We start from the raw sequence: 25,018 nt of genomic DNA, 5'->3' as shown, positions 1-25,018 counted from the left end.
CGCTGAAACCGGGGGAGACCTCTCGCCGTCCGCGCGTTGAGCGGGCGGATGCGAGAGGAGACAGCCTATGGGTTCGGGGTCGGCGGACAGAAAGAAGCGCCCGCTCGAATCGCTGCTCGATCAGGCGATCGAGGCCAGCGAAAACGGCAGCGTTTCGATTGGAACGCTGCTCGATCATTTCGGCAATCGCAGCTTCGGCCCGGTTATCGCGACTCTGTCGCTGTTTGCCATCATTCCGCCGATCGGCGCGATTCCAACCTTGCCGACCACCGTGGGCGTCATCACGATCCTGATGGCGGTTCAGATCGTTTTCGGCCGGAAACATCCCTGGCTGCCTGCCTTTATCCGCAAACGTTCGATAGGACGCGACAAGGTGGAGAAAGCGCGCAAGCGCCTCGGCAGTGTGCTGCGCCGGATCGACGCGCTGATCCGGCCGCGGGTCGGCTGGGCGGCGGGCGGCATCGCGACCTGGCTGGCGGCGTTTTGCTGCATGCTGCTCGGCGCGATGATGCCGCCGCTCGAATTGCTGCCCTTTGCCGCGGCGCTTCCCGGATCGGCGATCCTGTTGTTCGGACTCGGCATCACCGCGCGCGACGGGCTGCTGATGCTGCTCGGATTCATGGTATCGGGCGCGGCGGCGTGGCTGCTGCTGAGCAATCTCGGCCGGCTGTTCGGCTAGCGCCGGATCAGGAAGTTCATCCGCGCGGCGGCGATCGGTTTGTCCGGGCTTTCCTGCCAGGCGCGCGATTCGACATTGGCGATGCGCGTACCCAGCCGCGTCACCGCCCCTTGCGCGCGCGTGACCTGGTCGCGGCCGCCGCGCATGTAATCGACGGTGACGTTGATCGGCTTCCACCGGGCGCTTTCGTCGTCGAGCGCCGCCATCAGCGCCGCGACCGCCGCCATCTCCAGCAACCCGCCGATCGCGCCGCCGTGAATGAAGCCGGGGCGCCCGATCTTGCCGTCGTCGAAAGGCATCACCAGCACCGGCGCGCCCTCGCCCTGCTCGACTTCGAGCCCGAGCAATTCGGCATAGGGAATTTCGATCACTGGAAGCCCGCCGTCGTCATGAACGTCCCCGCGACATGCGCGATCGGATCGTCGGGATCGCCGTCATGCGCCTGGCCGCGAACGAATCCGATGCTGCGCGTGACGCGATAGCATTCGCCGCGGCCGATCACGGTACGGCCGGGCGTTGCCGGACGCAGATAGTCGATCCGCAGGTCGAGCGTCGCCTGTGGCAACATGCCGCCGCGCTTCAGCCACACCGACATGCTCGTCGCGCTGTCCATCAGCGACAGGATCGGTCCCGAAGCAATGACGCCGCGATCGGGCTGGCCGATCTGGCGCGGATCATAGGGCAGCGCCAGTTCCATCCAGTCCTCGCCATGCGCGTGATATTCGATGCCGAGCAGCCGCCCATGCCCCGGAACATGTTCGAGCAATGCCTTCGGGTCGAAGGGAATGGGCCGAATTTCGGGATCGTCGGACATAGCGTCGCCGTAGCGCGCGCCGCGATCGGGCGCAAATCGCATCGAGTCCCGATCGGGATTGCACAACATTACAGCGATTTAACTCACCCCCCGCCCCGATCCGATCTAGCCCTTTCCGCGGAAAGCAATCCCAAGGGAGGCCGAACATGGCGGGATGGACAATCGAACCGGGCGACATCGCCGATCTGACCACGCCGGTCGCGATGCGCGGCAGCCTGCGCGTCGACGATGTGATGCCGGACGATATCTTCGACATGATCGTCGCGATCGCGAGCCTCGTCACCGGCATCGACTGAGCCATGCCGGGAAATCTCTCCCGGAGCATGCGCTCGGCGATCGCCGCGTCGCGGAACGCCGCCCGGGAGAAGATCGAAGGATGGCAAGCCTCCGACGCCTATCGCGCGATGGCGGCCGCACTGGATTCCGCGCCGGGACGGGACTGCGACGCTGTCGCCGATGCAGCGGAAACGCTGCTTGCCGATTCCCGATGGGTCGGCGCGCTGCTGGCGCCGCTGGTCGAAGCGCTCTCCGGCGATCCCTTTTTCGAGCCGCCGTTCAGAACCAGCCGCGATGCGCTGCGCACCAGTGCGATCCTGTTCGACTGCCCGGCGGCGACCTTGAGCGGCTCGATCGTTTCGGCCGACGCGATGGCGGCGATGCCGCCGTTCGAAACGGTCATCATTCCCGGCCGGATGAGCGTGACGCGCTATGTCCGCAGCGGAGGCGCCACGCTTCGCCGCTGGCGTGCCGAGCCGCTGACGCCACGATTTTCCTCGGCGACGGCTTCCCCCTGCCGGGCGATGGCGTCGATCGATCCGGCGGACGGCGCGGTGCTTCGGGTCGACGGCCGCACCGAGGGCGTAATGCTGGCAAAGGCGCGCAGGGACGTCGTGACGCTGAGTGTCGCCATACGGCCGGGCGCCGATCCGCTGATGCGCGAATATCGTGCCGCGGACGGAACGCTGCTGCGCGTGGCGAGCAATGACGACGGCGCCTCGCGCTCGGAAATGCTGCTGACCTTTCTCGCCCGGTCGGGACGCACCGATGCCGGCGACCGGTTCGCGGCGGCAACCCACGATCCGGCCTTTCACACGCGCTGGTCGGCGATGCGCGAATGGCTGCGGCTCGACGCAGCCAGCGCCCTGCCCCGGCTGCGCGAAATGGCCGCCGGGGACGCGAATGACGATGTGCGCGCGGCGGCGCTGCGCACCCTGGACGCAGTGCAATGCGGTGACGCGCCGGAAGCGACGACGACCAAGCCATGCCGCGCCTGATCGATCCCGGTCAGGGCGATGCAATCACGCTCGACCAGCTCGTCGAGGAACTCGACACCAGCCCCTTCGACGTGCGCGACGAGGACAGTTTCGCCGCGCTCGGCCCACTGCTCGCGCGGCTCGGGCGCAATCGCGATTTTCTCGCCGATCTCGCCATTGCCGAGCTCAAGACGCGGTGCGCGGGACAAGTGGGGCTCGGCGGCTATGGCGCGCAGGCGTTTCTGCTGCGCCCGCCCAATGGTCGCTATCTGCTGCGCGCCAATTTCTGGCCCGCGCGCAGCGACGCCATCACGCGCGAAAGCGGAACCGCGGCATTCTTCTACGACGTGCCGCACGACCATAATTTCGCCTTCCTCACCTATGGCTATTTCGGGCCGGGCTACTGGAGCGACTATTACGAATATGATCCCGCGCGGATGAGCGGGCTGGGCGGAGAGCCCGCCGGACTGCGCTTCGTCGAACGCGCGCGGCTCAGCCCGGGCAAGCTGATGCTCTATCGCCGCAGCCGTGACGTGCATGTGCAATTGCCGCCCGACGCCTTTTCGGTCTCGCTCAACATCCTCGGCGCCGACCCTGCCCAGCCCTGGATCGACCAGTATCGCTTCGATATCGCGCGCGACACGGTTCGCGATTGCCTGACCTGTACCGGTTCCGAAGTGTTGCTGGGTCTCGCGGCGCATTTCGGCAACGGCCAGGATCTGGCACATGATTTCGCGCGCCGCCATCCCAGCCGCCGGATGCGCGCCACGGCATGGGGAGCGCTGGTTTCCGCCGCTCCCGGCACGGATGCGGCGGCGGCGCTGCTCGAAGCCGCGGCGGATGCACCCGATCCTCAGATCGCGGGGCGAGCCCGGCAACGGCTCGCACGACTGCGCGCGGGGAATGATTCGTCCGAAGCGGAGACAGTTGCCGCCGATATGGCAGAGGAGCGCGCTAACCTGCTCCCGTGAGTGCCGTCCTCTCCTGCGCCTGTGACGTAATCGGCCTGGCCGAGGCGGTGGCGGCGCGCGGGTTGCAATTGGTGCCGATGCAGGAAGGAAGCTGGCAGCGCGATCTTGCAGCTTCCCGCCCGCGTGCGGCGATTCTGGGATGGAATGTACGGAACGGCGATCCGGGCGAAGGAGTCGCGCGGATGCGCGACGGCGGCTGGTTCGGCCCGCTGATGCTGCTGCTTGCCGGCGGGGACAGCGTGCATGTCGCCCGCGCGATCGATCGCGGCGCCGACGATGCGCTGGCGCTGCCCGCCTGCCCGGGTGAGATCGCCGCACGAGTCGCCGCGCGCCTGCGTGCCCCGTCGGCAATGCCGATCCGAATCGGCGACCTGCACATCGATCCGCTGCGTCGCCACGCCATGCGCGGGGGCCGACCGCTGCACCTGTTGCCGCGCGAGTTCGCGCTGCTGCTGCATCTGGCACGACGCGCGGGCGATTGCGTCGACCGCGCCGAGCTGCGCCGTGCGATCTGCGGGATCGATTTCGATCCGGGAACCAATGTGATCGAAGTCCATGTCTCGCGCCTGCGCGCCAAGCTCGATCGCCAATTCGCCAGCCCGATGCTGCATACCGAAAAGGGGCGCGGCTATCGGCTGGCGGCACCTGTCCGCGTTGAAGCGGAACAGCCTCCCCGCTAGGACCAAAGGCGGGAGGGCCAATGCGCGACACCGGAGCGGCCTTGATAACCGGCGCGTCGGCCGGGCTCGGCGCCTGTTTCGCGGAAGCATTGGCGGCGCGCGGGTATGCGCTGATCCTGACGGCACGGCGCGGGGAACGGCTGGAAATGCTGGCGGAAAGGCTGCGTGCCGATCACGGCGTGACCGTTTCCACCATCGCCTGCGATCTGGCGCGCGACGACGGCGTTGCGCGGCTGGTCACCGAGATCGGACGGCGCGGACTGGCGGTCGACCTGCTCGTCAACAATGCCGGCTTCGGACTGCACGGCCCCTTTCTGGACCACGCCCCCGATCGCATCGCGGCGATGATCGACCTGAATTGCCGGGCCGTCGCGCAGCTCAGCCGTGCGTTGCTGCCCGGCATGGTACAGATGCGGCGCGGCGGGATCATCCATGTCGCTTCGGTCGCGGCATTCGTACCGGGGCCGTGGATGGCGGTCTATTATGCCAGCAAGGCATTCGTTCTCAGCCTGTCGGAGGCATTGCGCGAGGAAGTGCGCGGCAAGGGGGTGCGTATCGTCGCGCTGTGCCCGGGCCCGACCGCGACGGAATTCGGCGCGGTATCGGGAATAGCGGACAGCCGCGCATTCAGAGCCGCCGCCGGCGATGTCGAAACGGTCGTGCGCGCGGCGCTGCGCGCCTATGATCGCGACCGGGCGATCTGCATTCCCGGAATCGCATATCGCACGATGACCGCGATGCGTCGCTTCGCCCCGGCGGCGATGACGCGCCGTCTGGTCGCGATGCTGCAGCGCGGACGTGGCCTGACCGAATAGCGACACCGCGACACGCCGGGTGCCCTGCCTGCCGATCCGGTTTCACCTGATTTTCCGTGGCAAATCCCGGGCAGCGTCTCTAGTTTGGCCGCCGGCGCCACTCGGTTCGATTTCGCGAGGAAGTCAGCGGGCGCGGCGAAGGGGGATATGATGAGCGACGCGGAATATGAAGAAGAGATCCACGGCGGCGGCGTACCCGCGCCGGTGCTGGGTATCCTTGTCGGCCTGGCGCTGATCGTTGTCGTCGCACTGATCGCCCCCCAGATTCTGCCGCCGCTTCCGCAAGCGTACCTGTTCGGCGGCGGCGCCGTGCTTGGCCTCGTCGTCTGGGCGATCGCCGCCGCCGTAACGATGCGCAGCGCTGGCGCGCTCTGGATCGTCGCCTCGCTGGTCCTGCTGGTCGGGGGCGGCGTACTGGGCAGCTTGAACATCGCGCGGCTCCACAATGCCGGCGGCACGCATGACGCCAGCACCTTCGCCGAGATCGAAGTCGGCCCCGACGGCCGGCCGCAGCTGCCGCCCGAGGCCGACAAGCGCGGCCCGATTTCACAGGCCTATGTCGAGGCCTTCAATGCGGCCCGGGACGATCGGCAGGCGCTGGACGATGCGATGGCCGAGATGAATCTTGGCGCGCTGAACAGCCCCTATCTGCTCGAACAAACGCCCGAAATCCTGGGTCGCTGTGAAGAGATCGCCGCCATTAAGGAGCGGGCCGACACCAACAGCGAGCGCCGCGCGGAACGCACCGGAGCGCTGGCCGAGATGGTCGCCTCCTCCGAGCTTCCCGAAAAGATCCAGCAGGGCATCACGATGATGATCGCTCCGGTGGGCAAGCCGGGCGAACCCGATCCCGCGCTGGAGCAGCAACAGGCGCTGCTGGACGGGACGCAGCAGCTTTGCGAGCTGCTGGCCAAGCGCAGCTGGCGCAATGAAGCCGCCTATTTCGGCTTCACCAACGGCGCCGACCGGCGCCGGTTTGAGGAAATCAACGAAGCACGCCAGGCCGCGGCAAAGGACATCGCCGCGCTGGAACGCCAGGCGACGACGCGACTCACCGAAGGCCGCGAGATGGTGCGCGAGGCGCTGAGCCGGTAACGGCCCGGCGCCCCGCTCGACCGGCTCAGTCGGCGAAGAGCAGCACCGGCGTTTCGAGCAGCTTCTTCACGGCCTGGACATAGTTTGCCGCGTCCCAGCCATCGACGACGCGGTGATCGCAGCTGATCGACAGGTTCATCAGCTTGGCCCGGACAATGTCGTCGCCCTGGAATATCGGGCGCTCGACGATCTTGTTGGGCCCGATGATCGCCACTTCGGGGCGATTGATCACCGGCGTCGTCGCGATCCCGCCCAGCGGGCCGAGCGAGGTTACGGTCAGCGTGCCGCCCTGCAGTTCCTCGGACTTGATCTTGCCGCCGCGCGCCGCTTCGGCAAGGCGGCTGATCTCGCTTGCCAGCTGCCAGACATTCATGTCCTGCGCGTCGCGGATCACCGGCACGGTCAGCCCCGAATCGGTCTGGGTCGCCATGCCCAGATTAACGCGACCGTGGCGCGTCACCACGCCGCCTTCATCGTCATAGCGCGCATTGATCATCGGGAAGTCGGGGATGGTCCGGCAAATCGCGACGATCAGAAAGGGCAGCATGGTCAGCTTCGGCCGCCCGCCGCGATTGGCGTTCAGATCGGCACGCATTTCCTCCAGCGCCGTCACGTCGATTTCGTCGACATATGTGAAGTGCGGGATGTTGCGCTTGGAGGCCGCCATATTCTCTGCAATGCGGCGGCGCATGCCGATCACCTTGATCGGCTGGTCTTCGCGCGCGCGGCTGACATGCGGCGGCTGATAGCCTTCGCCCGAGCCATAGCGCAGATAGGCGTCGAGATCGGCGTGGCGGATGCGGCCTTCCTCGGACGGCTTCACATCGGCCAGCTCGACGCCAAGGTCTTTCGCGCGCTTGCGCACCGCGGGAGAGGCGAGGACCGGATGGTCCGCCTCGGATTTTGCTTCCGTTGGGGCTGAGCCTGTCGAAGCTCCGCCCTCCGCAGGCGCTGCGCTCGCGGCAGGGCGCCCTTCGACAGGCTCAGGGCGAACGGGCTTTGCTTCGGAAGTTTTCGGAGAGTCGTCGATCCCGCCCACTTCGGCATCGCCAATCTCAGCGGCCTCGGCAGGGCTCTGTTCCTCGACGCCCGGCGTTTCCGCCGCGACCTCTTCCTCGGTTTCCTCATCGGCCGGGACATCGTCTTCGCCGTCGGTTTCGATCACGACGAGCGTGGCGCCGATCGCGACCTGATCGCCGACCTCGCCGGCCAGTTCGACCACCGTACCGGCAACCGGCGATTCCATTTCGACGGTCGCCTTGTCGGTCATCATGTCGGCCAGCTGGCCGTCTTCCTCGACACGATCGCCGACAGCGACGTGCCAGGCGACGATTTCCGCCTCGGAAATGCCTTCGCCGATATCCGGCAGACGAAACGTAAAGCGGGCCATCCTCAGTCCTTCAGGATTTTTTCTAGCGCCAGCCGAATGCGAACGGGCCCGGGGAAATAGGCCCATTCAAGGCTATGCGGATAAGGCGTGTCGAAGCCCGTGACGCGCTCGATCGGGGCTTCGAGATGATAGAAGCAGCGTTCCTGCACCACCGCCGACAATTCGGCGCCGAAGCCCTGGGTGCGCGTGGCTTCATGCACGATCACGCAGCGGCCAGTCTTCTTCACGCTTTCCAGGATCGTGTCGATATCGAGCGGCATCAGCGTGCGCAGATCGATGATCTCGGCGTCGATCCCCATATCGGCGACGGTTTCGGCGACGACATGCACCATCGTGCCGTAGGTGACGATCGTCACCGCTTCACCCTGCCGCGTCACTGCCGCCTTGCCCAACGGAATGCGGTAATAGCCGGTCGGCACTTCGCCGCCCGGATGGCTCGACCAGTTCTTCGCAGGCGCGTCGTAATGGCCGCTGAACGGACCGTTATAGATGCGTTTGGGCTCGAAGAAGATCACCGGATCATTGTCTTCGATGCACGAGATCAGCAGTCCCTTGGCGTCATAGGGCGTCGCCGGGATCACCGTCTTCAATCCCGAGACATGCGCGAAGATGCTTTCGGGCGACTGGCTGTGCGTCTGCCCGCCGAAAATGCCGCCGCCGAAGGGCGAGCGCACGGTGAGCGGCGCGATGAATTCGCCCGCCGAGCGATAGCGCAGCCGCGCCGCTTCGGAAACGAGCTGGTCGAGCGCGGGATAGATATAATCGGCGAACTGGATTTCGGGCACCGGGCGCAGGCCATAGGCGCCCATGCCGATGGCAACGCCGATGATGCCGCATTCGGTGATCGGCGTGTCGAACACGCGCGTCTTGCCGTATTTTTCCTGCAGCCCCGCGGTCGCCCGGAAGACGCCGCCGAAATAGCCGACGTCCTCGCCCATCACGACGACGCCGGAATCGCGCTCCATCATCACGTCCATCGCGGAATTGATCGCCTGGATCATGTTCATCCGCGCGGTATCGCCTTCGCGTTCGGGAACCGGGGCGATGCGATCCGTTTCTGCGGTCACGTCGCTCATTGCGCGGCCTCGTGCACGATGAAGCGGTCGCCTTCGGGCGCCTGCCAGTCCCTGAGCGCCGCGACGGCATCGGCATCGCCGAGGACATAGCCCTTCAGAAACAGGTCGATTGCCGGAAGCGCGGCTTCCAGGTCGTCGGAATTGGCGACCAGCGAATGATCGCCGCCGTCGATCACCAGACCATAGGCCGCGGCCCCGCTGGTTTCGACCGGAAACAGATGATCCGCGGGCAACATTTCATAGCCCATTCCCGTATCCACCGTGTCGGCAGTGCCGGTAACCACCAGCAGCGGGCTAGTCAGCGTGGCATAGCTGCCGTCGGTGACCAGACCGGGCACCTTTCCCGGCGACGAAAATGCCAGAACCGCTTTGACATCCGGGTTCTGCATCGGGATCATATCCGAAAGCGCGCCGCCCTCGATCATCGAAATCAGCGAACCGAAGCTGTGGCCCACCGCGACCAGCGGCAGATCGGGATAATTTTCGCCGATATAGGCTGCGGTCCCGCGAACGTCGGCAAGCCGTTCCATGAACGCCTGCTGCGGCGTGAAGTCGCCATCGCCGGCATAGTGCTGCGAATCGACATGTTCCGGGGCAAGCACGACGAAACCGTCCTCGACCAGCGTTTCGGCGAGTTGGGGATAGGCTTCGGGCCAGCCGCCGAAGCCGGTCGAAAACAGAGCGACGCCGCGCGGGTTTTCCGGTTCCCAGATGGTCAGCTCGGTACTGCGGCTGGCCGAAACCGGAAGCTGGACCGTGCGGGTCGGAGCGAAGTCGGCCTGTGCGGCGGCACCTGTCGCGGGTGCTTCCTGCGCGGCGACCGGCGCTGTCCAGGCGAGCGCGGCGGCGAAGAGGGGAAGGAGGCACTTCACCGCTTCGGCCCCGGCCGACCGGCGGCTTCGTCCTCGTCGAGCATCTGCTGCATCTGTTCCTTCAAGTGCCACGGCATATCCTCGTACACGCCCTCGAACATCGTCTCGAACTTCTGATGCATGCCATGCCCCAGAATGCCGTTCTTCTCGGCATCCTTCTGCGTCTTGCGCACCAGTTCGGCGAGTTCCTGATCCTGCGCCGCCTGACGCTCCTCGTCCCATTCGCCCATGCCGATCAGGTGATCCTTCAGCCGCTTGATCGGATCGCCGAGCGGCCAGCTCGTCCATTCCTGCGCACTGCGATAGGCGCTGGGATCGTCCGAGGTCGAATGGCCTTCGGCGCGATAGGTGAAATGCTCGATCAGCGTCGGGCCCTGATTGGTCCGCGCGCGCTCGGCGGCCCAGCGAGTGGCGGCATAGACGGCAAGCGGATCATTGCCGTCGACGCGCAGCCCGGCAATGCCATAACCGATCGCGCGCGCCGCGAAGGTGGTCGCCTCGGCACCCGCGAACCCGGAGAAGCTCGAAATCGCCCATTGATTGTTGACGACATTGAGGATCACCGGCGCGCGATAGACCGCGGCGAAGGTGCAGGCGGAGTGGAAGTCGCCCTCGGCAGTCGAACCCTCGCCGCACCAGGTCGCCGAAATCCGCGTATCGCCCCTGGCGGCGCTTGCCATCGCCCAGCCGACCGCCTGCGGAAATTGCGTGGTGAGGTTGCCGGAGATCGAGAAGAAGCCGTGTTCGCGGCTAGAATACATGATCGGCAACTGCTTGCCCTGCAGCTTGTCGCCCTTGTTCGAATAGATCTGGTTCATCATCTCGATCAGCGGATAGCCGCGCGTGATCAGGATGCCCTGCTGGCGATAGCTGGGGAAACACATGTCGTCGGCAGCGAGCGCCGTCGCTGCGGCGACCGACACCGCCTCCTCGCCGGTGCATTTCATGTAGAAGCTGGTCTTGCCCTGCCGCTGCGCGCGGAACATGCGTTCGTCGAACGCGCGCACCAGCGCCATGTTGCGCAGCATAAGCCGCAGGGTATCGGCATCAAGCCGCGGATCCCAGGGGCCCACTGCCTTGCCGTCCTCATCGAGGACGCGAACGAGCGTATAGGCCAGTTCGTGAATCTCGTCGGGATCGACGGCAGTGTCCGGGCGCGGCTGCTTGCCCGCGGGCGGCACCTCCACGTCCGAAAAATCGACCTCGTCACCCGGGCGGAACCTGGGTTCCGGCACGTGCAGGCTGAGGGGCGGAAGGTTGGCGCGCTTGGCGTCCACCGGCATGCTTCTCCTGTTATCTGGCCACGGCCTCGCTGAAAAGCGAACGCGCGGAACCGTCATTCGGTGCCGTGTTATAAAATTTCAAACGTTCGCGAAAGCCTCGCCTTCGTTATGGTGGCGGTCGGGAGCCGAAAAGCCTGGAAATACGTGGTTAAACGATCCCAACACCGCCTCCGGTGCATCTACCTACAGCCCGCTGCATCACGCGTTAAACCCGATGCGCCGATCCTCGCGAAAAGGAGGATGCCCATGCAGTATCAGAATAATATCCCCGGCCACGCAGATGCAGGGATCGCCGTTCACCCCGCCAATGTCACCGATCATGTTCAGCTTTGGCTGCGCGCCACGCTCGGGCTCGGCCTGCTTCTCGTGTTCGCCGCCATCCTGGCGCCGGTGGCACTGGTCCTGGCGCTGCTGAGCGTGGGACAGACCGGCCGCGGTGCACTTTCGATGCTGCGCGAATCGATGCTGAATTCCGTCGCGCTCATTTCGGAGGCGATGTTCCACCGCTATTGAAGGCCGGCGCCGCAATTCCCGCATTGCCTATTCCGCCGGCGAGGCGGGTAACAGGCGGATCACGACCGTATCGCCTTCGACCGATACCGATCCGCGCAACAGATCCAGCGTCACGCCCGGCAACGCGACGCCGTCGAGCGTTCCCGCCGGACGCGGCGCGATATCGGGCACGGCGCCTTCGACACGAAAGGTGATGGTCGAATCATGGCTGTCATGCAGCATCGGTGCAGGGTGCAGCTGCTGGAAATCGCCGCCGCCGGGAATACGCCCGGACACCGGCACCATCCTGTAGATGACGCGCCCGGGCGCGAGCGTGGTGGTGCCGAACGGCGTATAGCCGAAAGCGGGATCGGCATCGCCCAGCGCGGAATAGTCGATCACGAGCCGCCAGCTCGGCGTGGCGGGATCGGCTTCGAGAATCGAGGCGAGCAGCGCGGCGTTCGCCGCCCGCCCCGCCTCGGCAAGGCGGGTGACTCGCTCGCGCTGCAGCAGCGCGTCGTCGCTTGCCATCGCGGCCTTGAGCGCGGCATCGCGATCGAAATCGCCAAGCCGCTCGGCAAGCAATCCGGTGAGCGTGACGCCGGGCTCCATGATCCGCCGTTTCCAGCCGGGAGTGTCCAGCCGGTCGAGCAGCGCGCCGATCGCCATTCCGCTCGAATAGAGGCGAAAGCGGACCGGCGCGGCGCCGTAAGGATCGTTGTTGACCACCAGCGTTCCGTCAGTGACGTCCAGCAACGCCTTGATCAGCCGCTCGCGCTGCACCGACATGTCGGCAAAGCCGACAAAGCCGCGCACCCAACGCATTTCCGCGATCGGCGTGCGCCCCTCGAGCGCCTCGGTCAGCGCATATTCGACATATTTGGCGAGGCCTTCGGTAAATTCGATACCGTCTTCATAGGCGATGGCGGATTGCGGGAGGCCCGCCCTGCGCCAGAGCCGGATCGCCAGCGCGGCCCGCGCGGCGCGGAGTATCTCGCCTTCATCCTGCGCACGCAACGCCGCGGCGAGCGCCTGCGCCTCCAGCGCCACGCCGAGATTATTGTCCACCGACAGGACCGGATATTCGAGCAGCGCCGCCTCGGTTATCTCCTTGTCGGGAGCCCGGGCGTGCTGAAAGACGTGAAAGGCCTCATGCCCCGCCAGGCCCATCGTCCGATAGGGATCGGCTGAAAGCGCTTCGAGCGTCAGCAGGTCTCCGCGATCCGCGGGCGAACCGGGCGCATTCATCTGATTGCGCAGCCAGCCGCGCAGGTTCGACAGAGTATCGGCGACCACAAGTGTCGAAACCCCGCCGATATCGGTGCGCGTATTCTGCCCGTCATAGGGAAAATGGGTCTCGCCGTTACGCACCCAGACGCGCTCCCCCGGAGGACGGACAATCGGCAGCAGGCCGTCGGCGCGGACATAGCCCTCGGGCGGCGCGGGGTGGTTGAGCAATATTTCCTGCTCGCCCGGGAAATAGACGAGAACCGGCGTGTCCGAGGCATCCCAACCGGGCCAGACGGGATTGTCGGAGCGACCGATCACCTCCCACAATTGCGCGATGGCGGCAAAGATCGCGGGATCGAGGCGAAGCGGCTGACGCTGCGCGGCAGGCGGCGATGCGCTATTCCGAATCTGCGCGGCAGCGCCGTGCGGCACTGCCACCAGCGTCGCGGCGCACAGCAGCATTCCGGCACGGATCGACATCGCAGCTGCCTCCAACGACTCTTCGCAACATCGCGCATTCCGGGAAAGCCTAGCCACGACTACACTTGTAGTCAATCTCCGGCGAAGGGGTTCCGGGAAAGTCCGCGCGCGCCCGTTCATCGCCGCTTAAATGACCGAATGCATAAGAGAGGCGGGAGGGAAGCAATGTACGGAAACCGGCAAACCGCAAATATCATCGAGGCGGCGCAAGCGCCGTTGCCCACACCGCTACACTGGCTGCGACGCAGCTTCGGGCTGACGGTAGTTCTCGGCCTTGCGCTGCTGCTGGTGCCGGTGCTGCTGGTGCTGAACGTGATCTGGATCGCGAAAGCGGCGCGGCTGGTCTTCCCGATGGCGCGCGATTCGATCATCGCCGCCGCCGATTCGATCGCCGACACCGCCTTCCCCCGCGCCTGACAGTCGATTCAGGCGGCTACCACCTGCTGCTCGATCATCCCGAAAATCGGATGATGCCTGTCATCCTCGGCCCAGATGCGCACCGTATCGCCAGGCTTGAGGAATTCGGTGCTCGGCTTGCCGTCGCGAATCGTTTCGATCATCCGCACTTCGGCGAGGCAGCTATAGCCCAGCCCGCCATCGGCGATGGGTTTGCCCGGCCCGCCATCGGCGTCACGGTTCGACACAGTGCCCGATCCGATGATCGTGCCCGCGCCGAGATTGCGGGTCTTCGCGGCATGCGCGATCAGCGTACCGAAATCGAAAGTCATGTCCTCACCCGCCTCGGCGCGGCCGAAGGGAGCCCCGTTCAGATCGACCATCAGCTTGCGGATCAGCTTTCCGTCCCGCCACCAGTCGCCCAGCGCATCGGGGGTAACGAAGACCGGTGAGAAGGCACTGGCGGGCTTGGACTGGAAGAAGCCGAATCCCTTGCCCAGTTCCCCGGGAATCAGGTTGCGCAGCGACACGTCGTTGGTGAGCCCCACCAGCCGCACCGCTGCGAGCGCTTCCTCGCGGCTCGCGCCCATCGGCACGTCGCCGGTGACGACGACGACCTCGGCTTCGAGATCGCAGCCCCAGCTTTCGTCCTTGAGCGGAATCGCGTCGCGCGGCCCCAGAAAGCCGTCGCTGCCGCCCTGATACATCAGCGGATCGTGCCAGAAACTGTCGGGCAGTTCGGCGCCGCGCGCCTGACGCACCAGCGCGACATGGTTCACATAGGCCGAACCGTCGGCCCATTGGAAGGCGCGCGGCAACGGCGCGGCGGCGTCATGTTCGTGGAAACGCTCGCGCGGGATCGCCTCATGTTCGAGATCGGTCGCGAGATTGCGCAGATCGGGCTCGACCCGCCCCCAGTCGTCGAGTGCGGCCTGGAGAGTCGGTGCGATATGGCCGGCATCGGCATACCATGCGAGATCGTTGGAAACGACGACGAGCTTGCCGTCGCGGCCGTGCTTCAGGCTGGCTAGTTTCATTTGTAACTTTCTCCTTCGCTGCCCCACATAAGTCGCCGCGCGCCTGTGTCGAGGGAAACCCCTTGACGCGCGCCGCGTGGAGAGTCATTCGCGCCACCGCACAACGAGGCCGCACCTTCGGCCGTTCCGTCCATGCCCGGTTGCCGAGTCCTGTCGAAGGGCGGCCGGTGCTCGTCCCGGCAGGGGGAGACGCATATTCATGGCAAATGTCGCAGTGATCGGTGCCCAATGGGGCGATGAAGGCAAGGGAAAGATCGTCGACTGGCTCGCCGAACGCGCCGATGTCGTCGTGCGCTTTCAGGGCGGACATAATGCCGGCCATACGCTGGTGGTGGGCGAAAAAGTCTACAAGCTCTCGCTGCTGCCTTCCGGCATCGTGCGCGGTACGCCGAGCGTTATCGGCAACGGCGTGGTGCTGGATCCCTGGGCGCTGAAGGCCGAAGTCGAAAAACTGCGCGGCCAGGGTGTGGAGATCACCCCCGATACGCTGATGATCGCCGACAATGCCGCGCTGATCCTGCCCTTTCACCGCGATCTGGACGGGCTGCGCGAAGACGCCAGCGGCGCGGGGAAGATCGGGACGACGCGGCGCGGCATCGGCCCCGCCTATGAGGACAAGGTCGGGCGCCGCGCGATCCGCGTCTGCGATCTTGCCCATCTCGACACGCTGGCGCCGCAGCTTGACCGGTTGACCGCGCATCACGATGCACTGCGCGCGGGCTTCGGCGAACCGCCGATCGACCGCGAAGCGCTGGTCGCCGACCTGGCGGAAATCGCCGCCTTCGTCCTCCCCTTCGCACAGCCGGTGTGGAAGATGCTGAACGAGGCGCGATCGCGCGGTCGCCGTATCCTGTTCGAAGGCGCGCAGGGCGTGCTGCTCGACATCGACCACGGCACCTATCCCTTCGTGACCTCGTCTAACACGATCGCGGGCACAGCGGCGGGCGGTTCGGGGCTCGGGCCGGGCGCGGTCGGCTTCGTGCTCGGCATCGCCAAGGCCTATACGACGCGCGTCGGATCCGGCCCCTTTCCCACCGAGCAGGAAAACGAGACCGGGGAACAACTGGGCGTGCGCGGGCATGAATTCGGGACGGTGACGGGGCGCAAGCGCCGCTGCGGCTGGTTCGACGCCGCGCTGGTGCGGCAGTCGGTCGCGGTTTCCGGCGTAACCGGCATCGCACTTACCAAGATCGACGTGCTCGACGGGTTCGACGAAGTGAAGGTGTGCACCGGTTATCGGCTGCGCGGCGAGGAAATCGATCACCTGCCCGCCCATGCCGCCGATCAGGAACTGGTTGAGCCGATCTACGAAACCATCCAGGGCTGGCACGAGTCAACCGCCGGCGCACGCAGCTGGGCCGATCTTCCGGCGCAGGCGATCAAATATATCCGTCGCATCGAGGAACTGATCCAGTGCCCGGTCGCGCTGGTTTCGACCAGCCCCGAGCGCGAGGACACGATCCTCGTCCGCGATCCCTTCGCCGACTGACCGGCCGGGCTGCGGTCAGTTCGGCCGACGGCCTCGACCTCCGGCCTCCCCCGCAGCGCAGCCGACGATGCGGCGGCGCCGCGGGGTTTCGCTTCTGGCGCTTAGCTGCCGGGCGGCACGGCTTCGCCGTCACCGATCGGCTCGACCGGCTCGGTCGGCGTCATCGGCTGCTCGGGCAGCGGTTCGGGATCAGTGGTGGGTTCTGTTTCGGGCGTCGGCGGATCGCTCGGCGTCATGTCCGGGCAGGCAGCGGGATCGACCGGCGGGGCATCGGGGTCGGGCGCGACACCGGGCGTCGGGCACGGCGAAGGCGACATCGCGGGCACGTCCTGCGCGGACGCATCCTGCATCGAAACCGGGGCAGCATTGACTGCCATTGCCGTAGTACCGGCCGCAGCCAGAAGTCCTGCAAACATCATTTTACGCATTACTCGCTCCTTCCTTTGTCAGGGGCGAAGCAAAAACGCGCGGAACCGCTTTTCGCCGAAAAGCGACCGCTCAACTCGCCGCGAACAGGATGCGGGTCGGCAAGTTGACGAGTGTTCTTCGTGATGAACCGAGCCGGTGCCCAGCATTGCGGGACTTCAGCCTTCGCCGCACTGGGCGCGATGCAGCAACTTCTGATCGGCGAGTACCAGCGCCATCATCGCTTCGACCACCGGCGCGCCGCGGATGCCGACGCACGGATCGTGCCGCCCCTTGGTCGCGATTTCGGTCGCTTCGCCCGCCGGAGTGATCGTTGGGACGGGCGTGAGGATCGAACTGGTCGGTTTGAACGCCACGCGCAGGCGTACCGGCTGTCCCGTCGAAATGCCGCCCGCGATGCCGCCGGCGTGATTGGCGAGGAAATGCGGCCCTTCGCCATGCATGCCGGGGCGCATCGCATCGGCATTTTCCTCACCCGACAATGCGGCCGCGGCGAAACCGTCGCCGATCTCGACGCCCTTGACCGCATTGATCGACATGCATGCCGCCGCCAGTTCGCTGTCGAGCTTGGCATAGAGCGGCGCGCCCCAGCCGGGCGGCACGCCGGTCGCTTCGCAGGCGATCACGGCGCCGAGCGACGATCCCGCCTTGCGCGCCTTGTCCACCAGTGCTTCCCAGCGCTTGGCGGCAGATGCATCGGGGCAGAAGAAGGGATTGCGGCCGATTTCCCCGGCATCGAAACTGGCCGGGTCGATCGCGTCGCCGCCGATCGCCTCGACCCAGGCGCGGATCGAAACACCGGAGACAACCTTGCGTGCAATCGCGCCAGCCGCGACGCGCGCCGCTGTTTCGCGCGCCGAACTGCGCCCGCCGCCGCGATAGTCACGAAAGCCGTATTTTGCGTCATAGGCATAATCGGCATGTCCGGGGCGATAGGCTTTGGCGACATCCGAATAATCCTTTGATCGCTGGTCGACATTTTCGATCATCAGCGAAATCGGCGTGCCTGTCGTGCGCCCTTCGAACACGCCCGACAGGATGCGCACCTGATCCGGCTCACGCCGCTGCGTGGTGAAGCGCGACTGGCCGGGGCGACGTGCGTCGAGGAAAGGCTGGATGTCTTCCTCGGAAAGCTCGATCCCCGGCGGGCACCCGTCGACCACCGCGCCCAGCGCGGGGCCGTGGCTCTCGCCCCAGGTGGTGAAGCGGAAAACGCGTCCGAAACTGTTATAGCTCATGCCGCGTGCGGTCGCGCCTGAGTGAGATCGCCGGTGCCGCTCAGCAGCCCGGCAATCGAGATATCCTCGTCGAGCGCTTCCCAATGCAGCCCCGCCGGGCTGATCGACACGGCCTCGCGGACTTCCGGGGAGGCATCGCGCAGGCGAGGAAACCATGCAAGCGGCACCCCCAACACGCGGCCGTCGTCGAGCGACACCCACATCTGATCGGCATCGAACCGCACGCTTACGGCGCTAACCGAAATGGACATGCCACGCTTCCTCGATTTCCCGGCGGCGCTCGATCACGATTTCCGAGACGATCCGCAATTCCCGCGCCGATAGCCCATGATTGTAGGCGGGCGCTACTGCCGGATAAAGCCAGAACTTCGCTTCTGCGGTATCACGCAGGACATGGATGTGAACCGGCTCGCGCGGATCGCCTTCGTTCGAATAGAAGAAGAAGCGCCAGCCATCCTGCCGAAATACCGTCGGCATCGCGGTTAATCCTCGCTCAACGCCGCGAAGGCAGGCGCATGTTCCGCCTTGCCGCGCGGGCCGCAGGGCAGGCCGCCCTGCAGTTCCAGCGCCATAAAGAACGGCCCGGCATAGGGGCTTTCGAACCCCTCGGCGGCTTCGACCGAGAAGCCGAAGCGCCCATAATAGCCCGGCTCGCCGAGCACGAACATCAGCAGTGCCCCGGCACGCTTCATTTCCTCGATCGCCGCGCCCGCCAGCGCCTCGGCGACACCGGTCTGGCGAAAAGCGGGCATGACGGCGAGCGGTGCGAGCGCGACCGAGGGCACTTCCTCGCCGCCGATCACCACGTCCATCCGGCTCACCGCGACCATGCCGAGCGCTTCGCTGGTCCGCTCGTCGCGGGCGATCAGCGCCAGCACCAGGTCGCCGTCGATCGCGAGCTGCTTGACCAGCATCGCCTCGCCCGCGCGCGGGAAACAGGCGGTGAGAATATCGTCGATATCATAGGCATCGCCCGGCGCCGCGCGGGTGATTGCGATGCTGGTATCGCCGCTCACGACAGCGCGATGTCGGGCGCGTCTTCGGCCTTCATGCCGATGACGTTATAGCCCGCATCGACATGGTGGATTTCGCCGGTGACGCCGCTCGCCAGATCGCTGAGCAGATAGAGCCCGGCGCCGCCGACATCCTCGATCGTCACGTTGCGGCGAAGCGGCGAATTGAGCTCGTTCCACTTCATGATGTAGCGGAAGTCGCCGATGCCCGAGGCCGCCAGCGTCTTGATCGGGCCCGCCGAAATGCCGTTCACGCGGATATTTTCCGGCCCCAGATCGACCGCGAGATACTGGACGCTGGTTTCGAGCGCCGACTTGGCGATGCCCATCACATTGTAATGCGGCACCACCTTTTCCGCGCCGTAATAGCTGAGCGTCAGCAGGCTGCCGCCGTTCGGCATCATCTCGCGCGCGCGCTTGGCGACGGCGGTGAAGCTGTAAACCGAGACGTTCATCGTCATCAGGAAGTTTTCGAGGCTGGTGTCGTAATAACGGCCGCGCAGCTCGCTCTTGTCCGAAAAGCCGATCGCATGGACGACGAAATCGATCGTCGGCCAGAATTCCTTGAGCTTGTCGAACGCCGCGTCGAGCGCCGCCATGTCCGAAACGTCACATTCGATCAGCTTGTCCGAACCGAGCTGTTCGGCGAGCGGCCCCACGCGCTTGAGCATCGTTTCGCCGGGATAGCTGAACGCCAGTTCGGCCCCCTGTTCGCGCAATTGCTTGGCAATTCCCCATGCAAGCGACTTGTCGTTCGCCAGGCCCATGATCAGGCCCCGCTTCCCCTGCATCAACTCGGTCACGTCGCGACTTCCTCCTGTTCCGCATCCGTCTCTAGCCCGTTCTCGGGCGATTCCGCCAGTGCCGCGTTGAGTTCGGCGCCGATCACCATGCCCAGCCCGATCACGAAGAAGAAGATCAGCGAGATCATCACGCCGGCAAGACTGCCATAGGTTAGGTCGTAATTGACCAGCGCACCGAGCACGACCGGCAGCAGCGCCGTCGTCGTCAGCCACCAGAGCGTGACGAACAGCGGCCCGGGCCATTTGGGATAGATCTTGCGACGATAGCCGCTCGGCGTCAGCGAATAAAAAAGCGTGTAGAGCGCGATGAAGAGCGCGATCGCGGGCGCGATCCGGCTGAGCGAAATGATCTGCGCGGTATCCTCGGCAAAGGGCAGCACGCGAACGATGAATTGCTGAATGCCGGTCAACACCACCTGAAAGCTGAATGCCGACATCATCAGGATCACCGCGGCGATGATCAGCCCGATCGACCCCAGCCGATGCTCCCAGAAGGGCCGCCCGCCGCTGACGCCATAGGAGCGGCGCAGGATCGCGCGCAGCGTTTCGATGAACCCCGCCGTGGTCCACAGGCCCACGAGCGCGCCGAACCACAACAGCGTCCCCGACCGCGCTTCGAGCACGTCGCGCACCGGCGTGCGCAGAACCTGCGCGACATCGGGCGGCACGGTGGTGAGGAACGCTTCGAGCGTCTGCACGCCCTCCCCGCTATGGCCGAACAATCGCGCGATCGCGGCCGCGACGATGAAGAAGGGGAACAGCGTGATCAGCGAGAGATAGGCGAGGTTTCCCGCATAAGTGAACCCGTCGGTATAGGTGCCGACGGCGACGCGCTTGGTCACTTCCCAGGCGCGCTCGGGCACGCCCAGCTCGTCGAGCCGTCGCCGAATCCTCCCCTTGATGCCGCGCCGCCGCGCCTCGGGCGATTCGGGAGAGATGTCTTGCTCCTCCACGAAGGAGTCAGACGCCCAGACGGCTGCGCGGGTTCCCTTTGTCACGGCCCGACCAGTTTTCGACGAACGACGTCAGTTCCGCATCGTCTTCGGGCAGGTCGACCATCAGCGTGACGAGCAGGTCGCCGCGCCCGCTGCCCTTGTGATGAAAGCCGCGCCCCTTGAGCCGCAACACCTTGCCCGAGCTCGCCCCTTTCGGAACCGTCAGCATCACCGCTCCGTCAGGCGTCGGCACGCGCACCTTGGCGCCGAGCACGGCTTCGGACAGCGACACCGGCAGGTCGAGCCGGATATCGTCGCCGTCGCGCACGTAAAAGGCGTGCGGCTGCACCTCGATCGTGACGATCGCATCGCCGAAGCCCCCGGGGCCTTCCTGCCCCTTGCCGCTCAGCCGCATCTGCGTGCCGCTTTCGACGCCGGGCGGCAGCTTCAGATCGATCGTCTTGCCATCGGACAGCGTGATACGCTGCGGCGCGAGCGTCGTGGCATCGGTGAAGGATACCGCGAGGCGATAGGCGACATTGGCGCCCTTGGGCTGCGGGCGCCGGCCGAAACCGCCGAAACCGCCCGAAAAGCCGCCCCCGCCGCCGCGCTGCTGCCGCCCGGCCTGGCCGCCGAACAGTCCTTCGAAGATATCGCCGAGATCGGCCGCCTCGCCGCCGAAATCGAATTGCGCGCCGCCCGGGCGAAAACCGCCGCCGCCCGGGCCGCCGCCACCCCCGCCGCCGAAGCCGAACGGAGCTGTGGGATTGCCGTCGCCGTCGATCTCGCCCCGGTCGAACCGCGCGCGCTTGTCCTTGTCGGTCAGCAGGTCATAGGCCTGCGTCACCTGACTGAAGCGCTCGGCTGCCTTGGGATTGTCCTTGTTGCGGTCGGGGTGCAGCTCTTTGGCGAGCTTGCGATAGGCCTTCTTGATGTCGGCTTCGCTTGCCCCGCGCGCCACGCCCAGCGTTGCGTAAGGATCGGCCATTGTTACTCCATGTTTCTCCGCGCGCTATTTCGGGTTGGAAACGGGCGGTTGCAAGGGCCGTGCGCCTCCGGCGCCCGGCCTGGTGTCGGTTGGGAATGCCCTTGCGGGCATTCCGGTTCGGCACCTTATCAGGCGGATACCTGCTCGAGCGGCTCGACATCGACCGACACGTCCATCTTCTGCGCGCCGAAGCCCAGCACGATACCATCGATCGGTGCGATATCCGCATAATCGCGCCCGACCGCCATCAGCACATGATCGCTGGCCATCCAGATGCCGTTGGTGGGATCGAGCCCGATCCAGCCGCGCTCCGCCCCGCACCAGAGCAACACCCAGGCATGCGTCGCATCGGCACCGACCAGCCGCGGCTGGCCCGGCGGCGGCAGCGTCCGCAGATAGCCCGAGGCATAGGCCGCCGGCAGCCCGGCGGCACGCAGCCCGGAAATCATGATCTGTGCGAAGTCCTGACACACGCCGCCGCGCTTTGCGAAAGCCTCGTGCGGTGGCGTATCGACCAGCGTTGCAGTGGGATCGAACGAAAATTCGCGCTGGATACGCCGCGCGAGTTCGATTCCCGCCTCCAGCGCGCCGCGTCCGGGATCCAGTTCCTGCGCGCACCATCGCGCGATTTCCTCGTCGATCGGAATCAGCGGCGAGGGAAAGAGATAATTGGCCGGGCTTGCCGCCGACATGTCGCGGCTGCCGCGCGCGGCGGCGGCGATCTCGGCAAGCGTCGGATCGCTTGCGTCGGGCACCGGAATGCCGCGATCGACCATGACCGTGGCAGTGCTTTCGATCGTCAGCGTCCGCGCCGGTTCGGGCACCACCAGCCGCAGCACATGCGCCAGCCCCGCTTCGGCGCGCGCGGGATAGGTGTGCCCCCCCGGTTCAACGGAGAGATCATAGGCCTCGAGATGTTGGCCCGGCCAGTGGATCGGCTTGAGCCGCAGATTGCAGCGCGCAAAGGCTGCCGGCTCGGCATATTCGAACCGGGTCACATGGCGGATGGCATAGCGCATCACGCCAGCACCAGCCCGGCCGCGCGCAGCGGCTCGGCGCCCTGCAGGAAATAGCGCCGCCCGATCGCATCGGACAACCTGGCCAGCCGCATGTCGATATCGCCGAGCAGCGGCGCGTCGATATCCGCCGCGCGCGTGGTGGAAATGATCGCTTCGATCTCGCGTGCGAGCGCCTGTTGCGGCTCGGCGAGGCCGTCGTCGGACAGTACCGGCAGCTTTGCCAGATGTTCGGCAATGGCGCCGAGCTGAAACGCAATCGAGCGCGGATTGCCCGGGTCGAGCACGACCAGATCGAGCGCCGGCACGCGCGCCATGCCGGTGGGATAGCGCTGGCGATAGCTGATCTGGCTGTCGGCCAGATCGAGCAGCGTCGAAAGATCGTCCCCCGTCGCATCGGCGACCGAGAAGGTCCGCACCACGCGCGTTACCGCCATCGCCCGTTCGAGCCGCCGCCCCAGATCATGGAAGCGCCAGGCATCGGTGCGCGCCATATGCTCGGCTGAAAGCCCGGCGAGCGCCGAATAGCGGCGCTGGAGCGATCCTGCCTTGTCGAGCAGGCCGCCGCGGGTCGGAAACGGCGCGTCGAGCAGGCGGATCATGTCGGCCGCGAGCCGCTCGCGCGATCCCTGCCCGATCAGCCGCGCCTGCCGATTGATCGCGCGGACGCTGTGCCATGCTTCGGTATCCGCCATCGCAGTGGTGACGAATTGCTGCAGGTCGTTGCGGCGATAGCTGTCGGGAGCGGGAGCCGCCCCGGCGCCGACCACCATGTCGACAAGGCGGCGGACAGTCGTGGCGGCCAGCGCCGCGCCGCTTTCGGCGCTGATCGAATTGCCGAGCAGCACGCGCAGCACGCCGAGCAGCGATTCCCCGCGCTCCAGATAGCGGCCGAGCCAGAAGAGATTGTCCGCGACGCGACTGGGAAGCGTGCCCGGATTACGGCGCAGCGCCGTCGAATCGCCCGAGGGAAGCAGGGTCACCGGCTCGACCGGCTGCGCGCCGTGGACGCAGACATCGGCCGACCAGGTGCCGTCGCCCATCACCGTCGCGCGCGGATCGGGATGCTCGCCGATGCGCGCAAAGCCGCCGGGCAGAACCTGCCAGCTGCCGTCGGCGCCGCGCGCGGCGAAGACCCGCAGGATGAAGGGACGCGGCTCGAGCCGGTCGCCCGATACCACCGGCATGGTCGAGAGATTGACGATCTCGCGCCCGACATAATCCTGCGGCCGCCGCTCGAGGTCGGCGAGCAGCGCGGCGCGCGCGTCGCCGCTCAGCTCCGATCCAAGCATCGGCCCGTCGGGCAAGCCGCGCGCGGTGTTTCCGAAGGCGGGAGCGATGACGAGCGAATCGAGCTTTTCGGCGACCACTGCGCGCTCGCTCCCCTGCCCGCACCACCAGGTCGCAGTGGTGGGGAGCTTGAGCTTCTCGCCGCGCATGATCTGCGACAACCAGGGTAGAAACGCCGCGAAAGCCGCCGATTCGACCACACCGGCGCCCGGCGCGTTGGCGACCACGACATTGCCCGCCGCCAGCGCATCGACCAGCCCCGCCACGCCGATCGTGCTGTGTGAATCGAACGCCAGCGGATCGAGCAGCCGCGGATCGACGCGCCGCCACACCGCGTCGACGCGCTTCAACCCGGCGATGGTGCGCACATAAAGGCTGTCGTCGATCACCGAGAGATCGGCGCCCTCGACCAGCAACAGCCCGAGATAGCGCGCCAGATGCGCTTGTTCGGCATAGCTGGGGTTGAGCCGTCCCGGCGTGAGCAGCGCGATGCGCGGATCGGCGCGGCGGCACGACGCCGCGATTCCTTCGCGAAAGGCTGCGAAAAAGGGCGCCTGCCGCTCGATATTGAGCCGGGTCTGGAGGCCACCGAGCATGCGCGACATGGCCAGCCGGTTTTCGAGCGCATAGCCTGCGCCGGCCGGTGCGCGCAGATGATCGCTGAGCACGCGCCACGCGCCGTCCGGGCCGCGCCCCAGATCGGCGGCGATGAATTGCAGGTGATGGCCGCCCGGCGGCTTCAGCCCGACCAGCGGGCGCAGGAAGAAGGGGCTGCCCGTCACCAGCGCGGCAGGCAGATGCCCCTCCGCCACCAGCCTTCCCTCGCCATAGAAATCAGCGACGATCGCTTCGATCAGATCGGCGCGCTGGATGATCCCCTGTTCGATCGTGGCCCATTCGGCGGCGGGGATCATCAGCGGGACCGGCGATAGCGGCCAGGGGCGTTCCTCGCCTTCGCCTGCGATGCGGAAACCCGTGCCCAGATCCTCGGCATGGCGCTGTGCCCGTTCGCGGGCATGATCGAGCGACTCGCCGCCGAACGCCGCCAGCTCCTCGAGCATCGCGGTCCAGCCTTCGTCGCCCGGCGCGCGCGAGCACAGCATGTCGCTCACCCGGCCCGGCGCGCAATAGTCCCCGATCCAACGATCGGCGATAGTGCCGGCATCGAACAATCCCGTCACGGCACGGCTCGCCATAATCCTGTCCATCCCCTTGCGGTCACGATGGGCCAAACGATGCTGCCGTGCAACATCGCAT

The 25,018-nt window shown here is 66.3% G+C and carries 28 protein-coding genes; 10 read left to right on the top strand and 18 right to left on the bottom strand.

All coding sequences use genetic code 11. The features are described 5' to 3' along the window. Positions 1 to 67 precede the first annotated feature (67 nt). Positions 68 to 679, top strand: a complete 612-nt coding sequence (locus G5C33_RS03425) for an exopolysaccharide biosynthesis protein (protein WP_165325927.1) — start codon at positions 68 to 70, stop codon at positions 677 to 679. Here the strand turns inward: G5C33_RS03425 and G5C33_RS03420 are convergent. Further along, positions 676 to 1,050, bottom strand: coding sequence for a PaaI family thioesterase (locus tag G5C33_RS03420; RefSeq protein ID WP_407698061.1), 375 nt, complete (start codon positions 1,048 to 1,050; stop codon positions 676 to 678). The genes G5C33_RS03425 and G5C33_RS03420 overlap by 4 nt on opposite strands. Further along, positions 1,047 to 1,493 carry a PaaI family thioesterase gene (locus G5C33_RS03415; protein ID WP_165328689.1) on the bottom strand — a complete coding sequence of 149 codons (447 nt, stop codon included), beginning with the start codon at positions 1,491 to 1,493 and terminating at the stop codon, positions 1,047 to 1,049. The genes G5C33_RS03420 and G5C33_RS03415 overlap by 4 nt, the downstream gene beginning before the upstream one ends. Before the next feature lie 146 nt (positions 1,494 to 1,639). Here G5C33_RS03415 and G5C33_RS03410 point away from each other — a divergent pair, with 146 nt between their 5' ends. The 6 genes from G5C33_RS03410 to G5C33_RS03385 all read left to right on the top strand — a co-directional run bounded on the left by G5C33_RS03410 (position 1,640) and on the right by G5C33_RS03385 (position 6,307). Next, the gene (locus G5C33_RS03410) at positions 1,640 to 1,789 is read left to right on the top strand and encodes a hypothetical protein (RefSeq protein WP_165325926.1); all 150 of its coding nucleotides are present in this window, start codon (positions 1,640 to 1,642) and stop codon (positions 1,787 to 1,789) included. Between the two features lie 27 nt (positions 1,790 to 1,816). Further along, positions 1,817 to 2,767 carry a hypothetical protein gene (locus G5C33_RS03405; protein WP_165325925.1) on the top strand — a complete coding sequence of 317 codons (951 nt, stop codon included), beginning with the start codon at positions 1,817 to 1,819 and terminating at the stop codon, positions 2,765 to 2,767. After that, positions 2,755 to 3,717 carry a transposase gene (locus G5C33_RS03400; protein ID WP_165325924.1) on the top strand — a complete coding sequence of 321 codons (963 nt, stop codon included), beginning with the start codon at positions 2,755 to 2,757 and terminating at the stop codon, positions 3,715 to 3,717. Before G5C33_RS03405 ends, G5C33_RS03400 begins: the two co-directional genes overlap by 13 nt. After that, positions 3,714 to 4,397, top strand: a complete 684-nt coding sequence (locus G5C33_RS03395; RefSeq protein WP_165325923.1) for a winged helix-turn-helix transcriptional regulator — start codon at positions 3,714 to 3,716, stop codon at positions 4,395 to 4,397. The genes G5C33_RS03400 and G5C33_RS03395 overlap by 4 nt, the downstream gene beginning before the upstream one ends. Before the next feature lie 20 nt (positions 4,398 to 4,417). Further along, positions 4,418 to 5,212 (top strand): SDR family NAD(P)-dependent oxidoreductase, encoded by a 795-nt coding sequence (locus tag G5C33_RS03390; RefSeq protein WP_165325922.1) that lies wholly within the window; start codon positions 4,418 to 4,420, stop codon positions 5,210 to 5,212. A 147-nt stretch (positions 5,213 to 5,359) separates the two neighbouring features. Further along, a complete protein-coding gene (locus tag G5C33_RS03385; RefSeq protein ID WP_165325921.1) occupies positions 5,360 to 6,307 on the top strand; it encodes a hypothetical protein in 948 nt (315 codons plus the stop codon). A 25-nt stretch (positions 6,308 to 6,332) separates the two neighbouring features. On the opposite strand, the gene G5C33_RS03380 is transcribed toward G5C33_RS03385, so the two are convergent. The 4 genes from G5C33_RS03380 to G5C33_RS03365 all read right to left on the bottom strand — a co-directional run bounded on the left by G5C33_RS03380 (position 6,333) and on the right by G5C33_RS03365 (position 10,928). Then, on the bottom strand, positions 6,333 to 7,697 hold the full coding sequence (locus G5C33_RS03380) for a dihydrolipoamide acetyltransferase family protein (RefSeq protein WP_165325920.1): 1,365 nt from the start codon (positions 7,695 to 7,697) through the stop codon (positions 6,333 to 6,335). A 2-nt stretch (positions 7,698 to 7,699) separates the two neighbouring features. Next, a complete protein-coding gene (locus tag G5C33_RS03375) occupies positions 7,700 to 8,704 on the bottom strand; it encodes an alpha-ketoacid dehydrogenase subunit beta (protein ID WP_165328688.1) in 1,005 nt (334 codons plus the stop codon). Positions 8,705 to 8,769: 65 nt separating this feature from the next. Continuing rightward, positions 8,770 to 9,645: a serine aminopeptidase domain-containing protein gene (locus tag G5C33_RS03370; protein ID WP_165325919.1), complete on the bottom strand. Its 876-nt coding sequence runs from the start codon at positions 9,643 to 9,645 to the stop codon at positions 8,770 to 8,772. After that, complete coding sequence (locus G5C33_RS03365) at positions 9,642 to 10,928, bottom strand: 3-methyl-2-oxobutanoate dehydrogenase (2-methylpropanoyl-transferring) subunit alpha (protein WP_165325918.1); 1,287 nt, start codon at positions 10,926 to 10,928, stop codon at positions 9,642 to 9,644. The genes G5C33_RS03370 and G5C33_RS03365 overlap by 4 nt, the downstream gene beginning before the upstream one ends. Positions 10,929 to 11,174: 246 nt before the next feature. Between G5C33_RS03365 and G5C33_RS03360 the strand changes: the two genes are divergently transcribed. Then, complete coding sequence (locus tag G5C33_RS03360; RefSeq protein ID WP_165325917.1) at positions 11,175 to 11,441, top strand: hypothetical protein; 267 nt, start codon at positions 11,175 to 11,177, stop codon at positions 11,439 to 11,441. A gap of 27 nt (positions 11,442 to 11,468) precedes the next feature. Here the strand turns inward: G5C33_RS03360 and G5C33_RS03355 are convergent, their stop codons facing one another. Further along, positions 11,469 to 13,130, bottom strand: a complete 1,662-nt coding sequence (locus G5C33_RS03355) for a hypothetical protein (protein ID WP_165325916.1) — start codon at positions 13,128 to 13,130, stop codon at positions 11,469 to 11,471. Between the two features lie 165 nt (positions 13,131 to 13,295). Here G5C33_RS03355 and G5C33_RS03350 point away from each other — a divergent pair, with 165 nt between their 5' ends. After that, positions 13,296 to 13,547: a hypothetical protein gene (locus G5C33_RS03350; protein WP_165325915.1), complete on the top strand. Its 252-nt coding sequence runs from the start codon at positions 13,296 to 13,298 to the stop codon at positions 13,545 to 13,547. Between the two features lie 8 nt (positions 13,548 to 13,555). Here G5C33_RS03350 and G5C33_RS03345 read toward each other — a convergent pair whose 3' ends face one another. Beyond that, positions 13,556 to 14,563 (bottom strand): fumarylacetoacetate hydrolase family protein, encoded by a 1,008-nt coding sequence (locus G5C33_RS03345; RefSeq protein ID WP_165325914.1) that lies wholly within the window; start codon positions 14,561 to 14,563, stop codon positions 13,556 to 13,558. A gap of 199 nt (positions 14,564 to 14,762) precedes the next feature. Here G5C33_RS03345 and G5C33_RS03340 point away from each other — a divergent pair, with 199 nt between their 5' ends. Beyond that, on the top strand, positions 14,763 to 16,052 hold the full coding sequence (locus G5C33_RS03340) for an adenylosuccinate synthase (protein ID WP_165325913.1): 1,290 nt from the start codon (positions 14,763 to 14,765) through the stop codon (positions 16,050 to 16,052). A gap of 101 nt (positions 16,053 to 16,153) precedes the next feature. On the opposite strand, the gene G5C33_RS03335 is transcribed toward G5C33_RS03340, so the two are convergent. The 10 genes from G5C33_RS03335 to G5C33_RS03290 all read right to left on the bottom strand — a co-directional run bounded on the left by G5C33_RS03335 (position 16,154) and on the right by G5C33_RS03290 (position 24,957). Further along, positions 16,154 to 16,429 (bottom strand): hypothetical protein, encoded by a 276-nt coding sequence (locus G5C33_RS03335; RefSeq protein ID WP_165325912.1) that lies wholly within the window; start codon positions 16,427 to 16,429, stop codon positions 16,154 to 16,156. A 207-nt stretch (positions 16,430 to 16,636) separates the two neighbouring features. After that, positions 16,637 to 17,716, bottom strand: a complete 1,080-nt coding sequence (aroC, locus tag G5C33_RS03330; RefSeq protein WP_165325911.1) for a chorismate synthase — start codon at positions 17,714 to 17,716, stop codon at positions 16,637 to 16,639. Next, positions 17,713 to 17,967, bottom strand: coding sequence for a DUF2442 domain-containing protein (locus G5C33_RS03325; RefSeq protein ID WP_228275179.1), 255 nt, complete (start codon positions 17,965 to 17,967; stop codon positions 17,713 to 17,715). Before G5C33_RS03325 ends, aroC begins: the two co-directional genes overlap by 4 nt. Then, positions 17,951 to 18,193 carry a DUF4160 domain-containing protein gene (locus G5C33_RS03320; RefSeq protein WP_165325910.1) on the bottom strand — a complete coding sequence of 81 codons (243 nt, stop codon included), beginning with the start codon at positions 18,191 to 18,193 and terminating at the stop codon, positions 17,951 to 17,953. Before G5C33_RS03320 ends, G5C33_RS03325 begins: the two co-directional genes overlap by 17 nt. 5 nt (positions 18,194 to 18,198) lie before the next feature. Next, positions 18,199 to 18,732, bottom strand: coding sequence for a GNAT family N-acetyltransferase (locus G5C33_RS03315; protein WP_228275178.1), 534 nt, complete (start codon positions 18,730 to 18,732; stop codon positions 18,199 to 18,201). Next, positions 18,729 to 19,532: an enoyl-ACP reductase FabI gene (fabI, locus tag G5C33_RS03310; RefSeq protein WP_165325909.1), complete on the bottom strand. Its 804-nt coding sequence runs from the start codon at positions 19,530 to 19,532 to the stop codon at positions 18,729 to 18,731. The genes G5C33_RS03315 and fabI overlap by 4 nt, the downstream gene beginning before the upstream one ends. Next, positions 19,529 to 20,485 (bottom strand): YihY/virulence factor BrkB family protein, encoded by a 957-nt coding sequence (locus tag G5C33_RS03305; protein WP_228275177.1) that lies wholly within the window; start codon positions 20,483 to 20,485, stop codon positions 19,529 to 19,531. Before G5C33_RS03305 ends, fabI begins: the two co-directional genes overlap by 4 nt. 7 nt (positions 20,486 to 20,492) lie before the next feature. Next, positions 20,493 to 21,455, bottom strand: a complete 963-nt coding sequence (locus tag G5C33_RS03300) for a DnaJ C-terminal domain-containing protein (protein WP_165325908.1) — start codon at positions 21,453 to 21,455, stop codon at positions 20,493 to 20,495. Between the two features lie 128 nt (positions 21,456 to 21,583). Continuing rightward, positions 21,584 to 22,474, bottom strand: coding sequence for a transglutaminase family protein (locus tag G5C33_RS03295; protein ID WP_165325907.1), 891 nt, complete (start codon positions 22,472 to 22,474; stop codon positions 21,584 to 21,586). Further along, positions 22,474 to 24,957, bottom strand: a complete 2,484-nt coding sequence (locus tag G5C33_RS03290; RefSeq protein ID WP_165325906.1) for a circularly permuted type 2 ATP-grasp protein — start codon at positions 24,955 to 24,957, stop codon at positions 22,474 to 22,476. The genes G5C33_RS03295 and G5C33_RS03290 overlap by 1 nt, the downstream gene beginning before the upstream one ends. Positions 24,958 to 25,018 lie beyond the last annotated feature (61 nt).

The sequence above is a fragment of the Sphingosinithalassobacter tenebrarum genome (assembly GCF_011057975.1).
Classification (GTDB): domain Bacteria; phylum Pseudomonadota; class Alphaproteobacteria; order Sphingomonadales; family Sphingomonadaceae; genus Sphingomonas; species Sphingomonas tenebrarum.
This window is presented reverse-complemented; position numbering and strand designations above follow the sequence as displayed.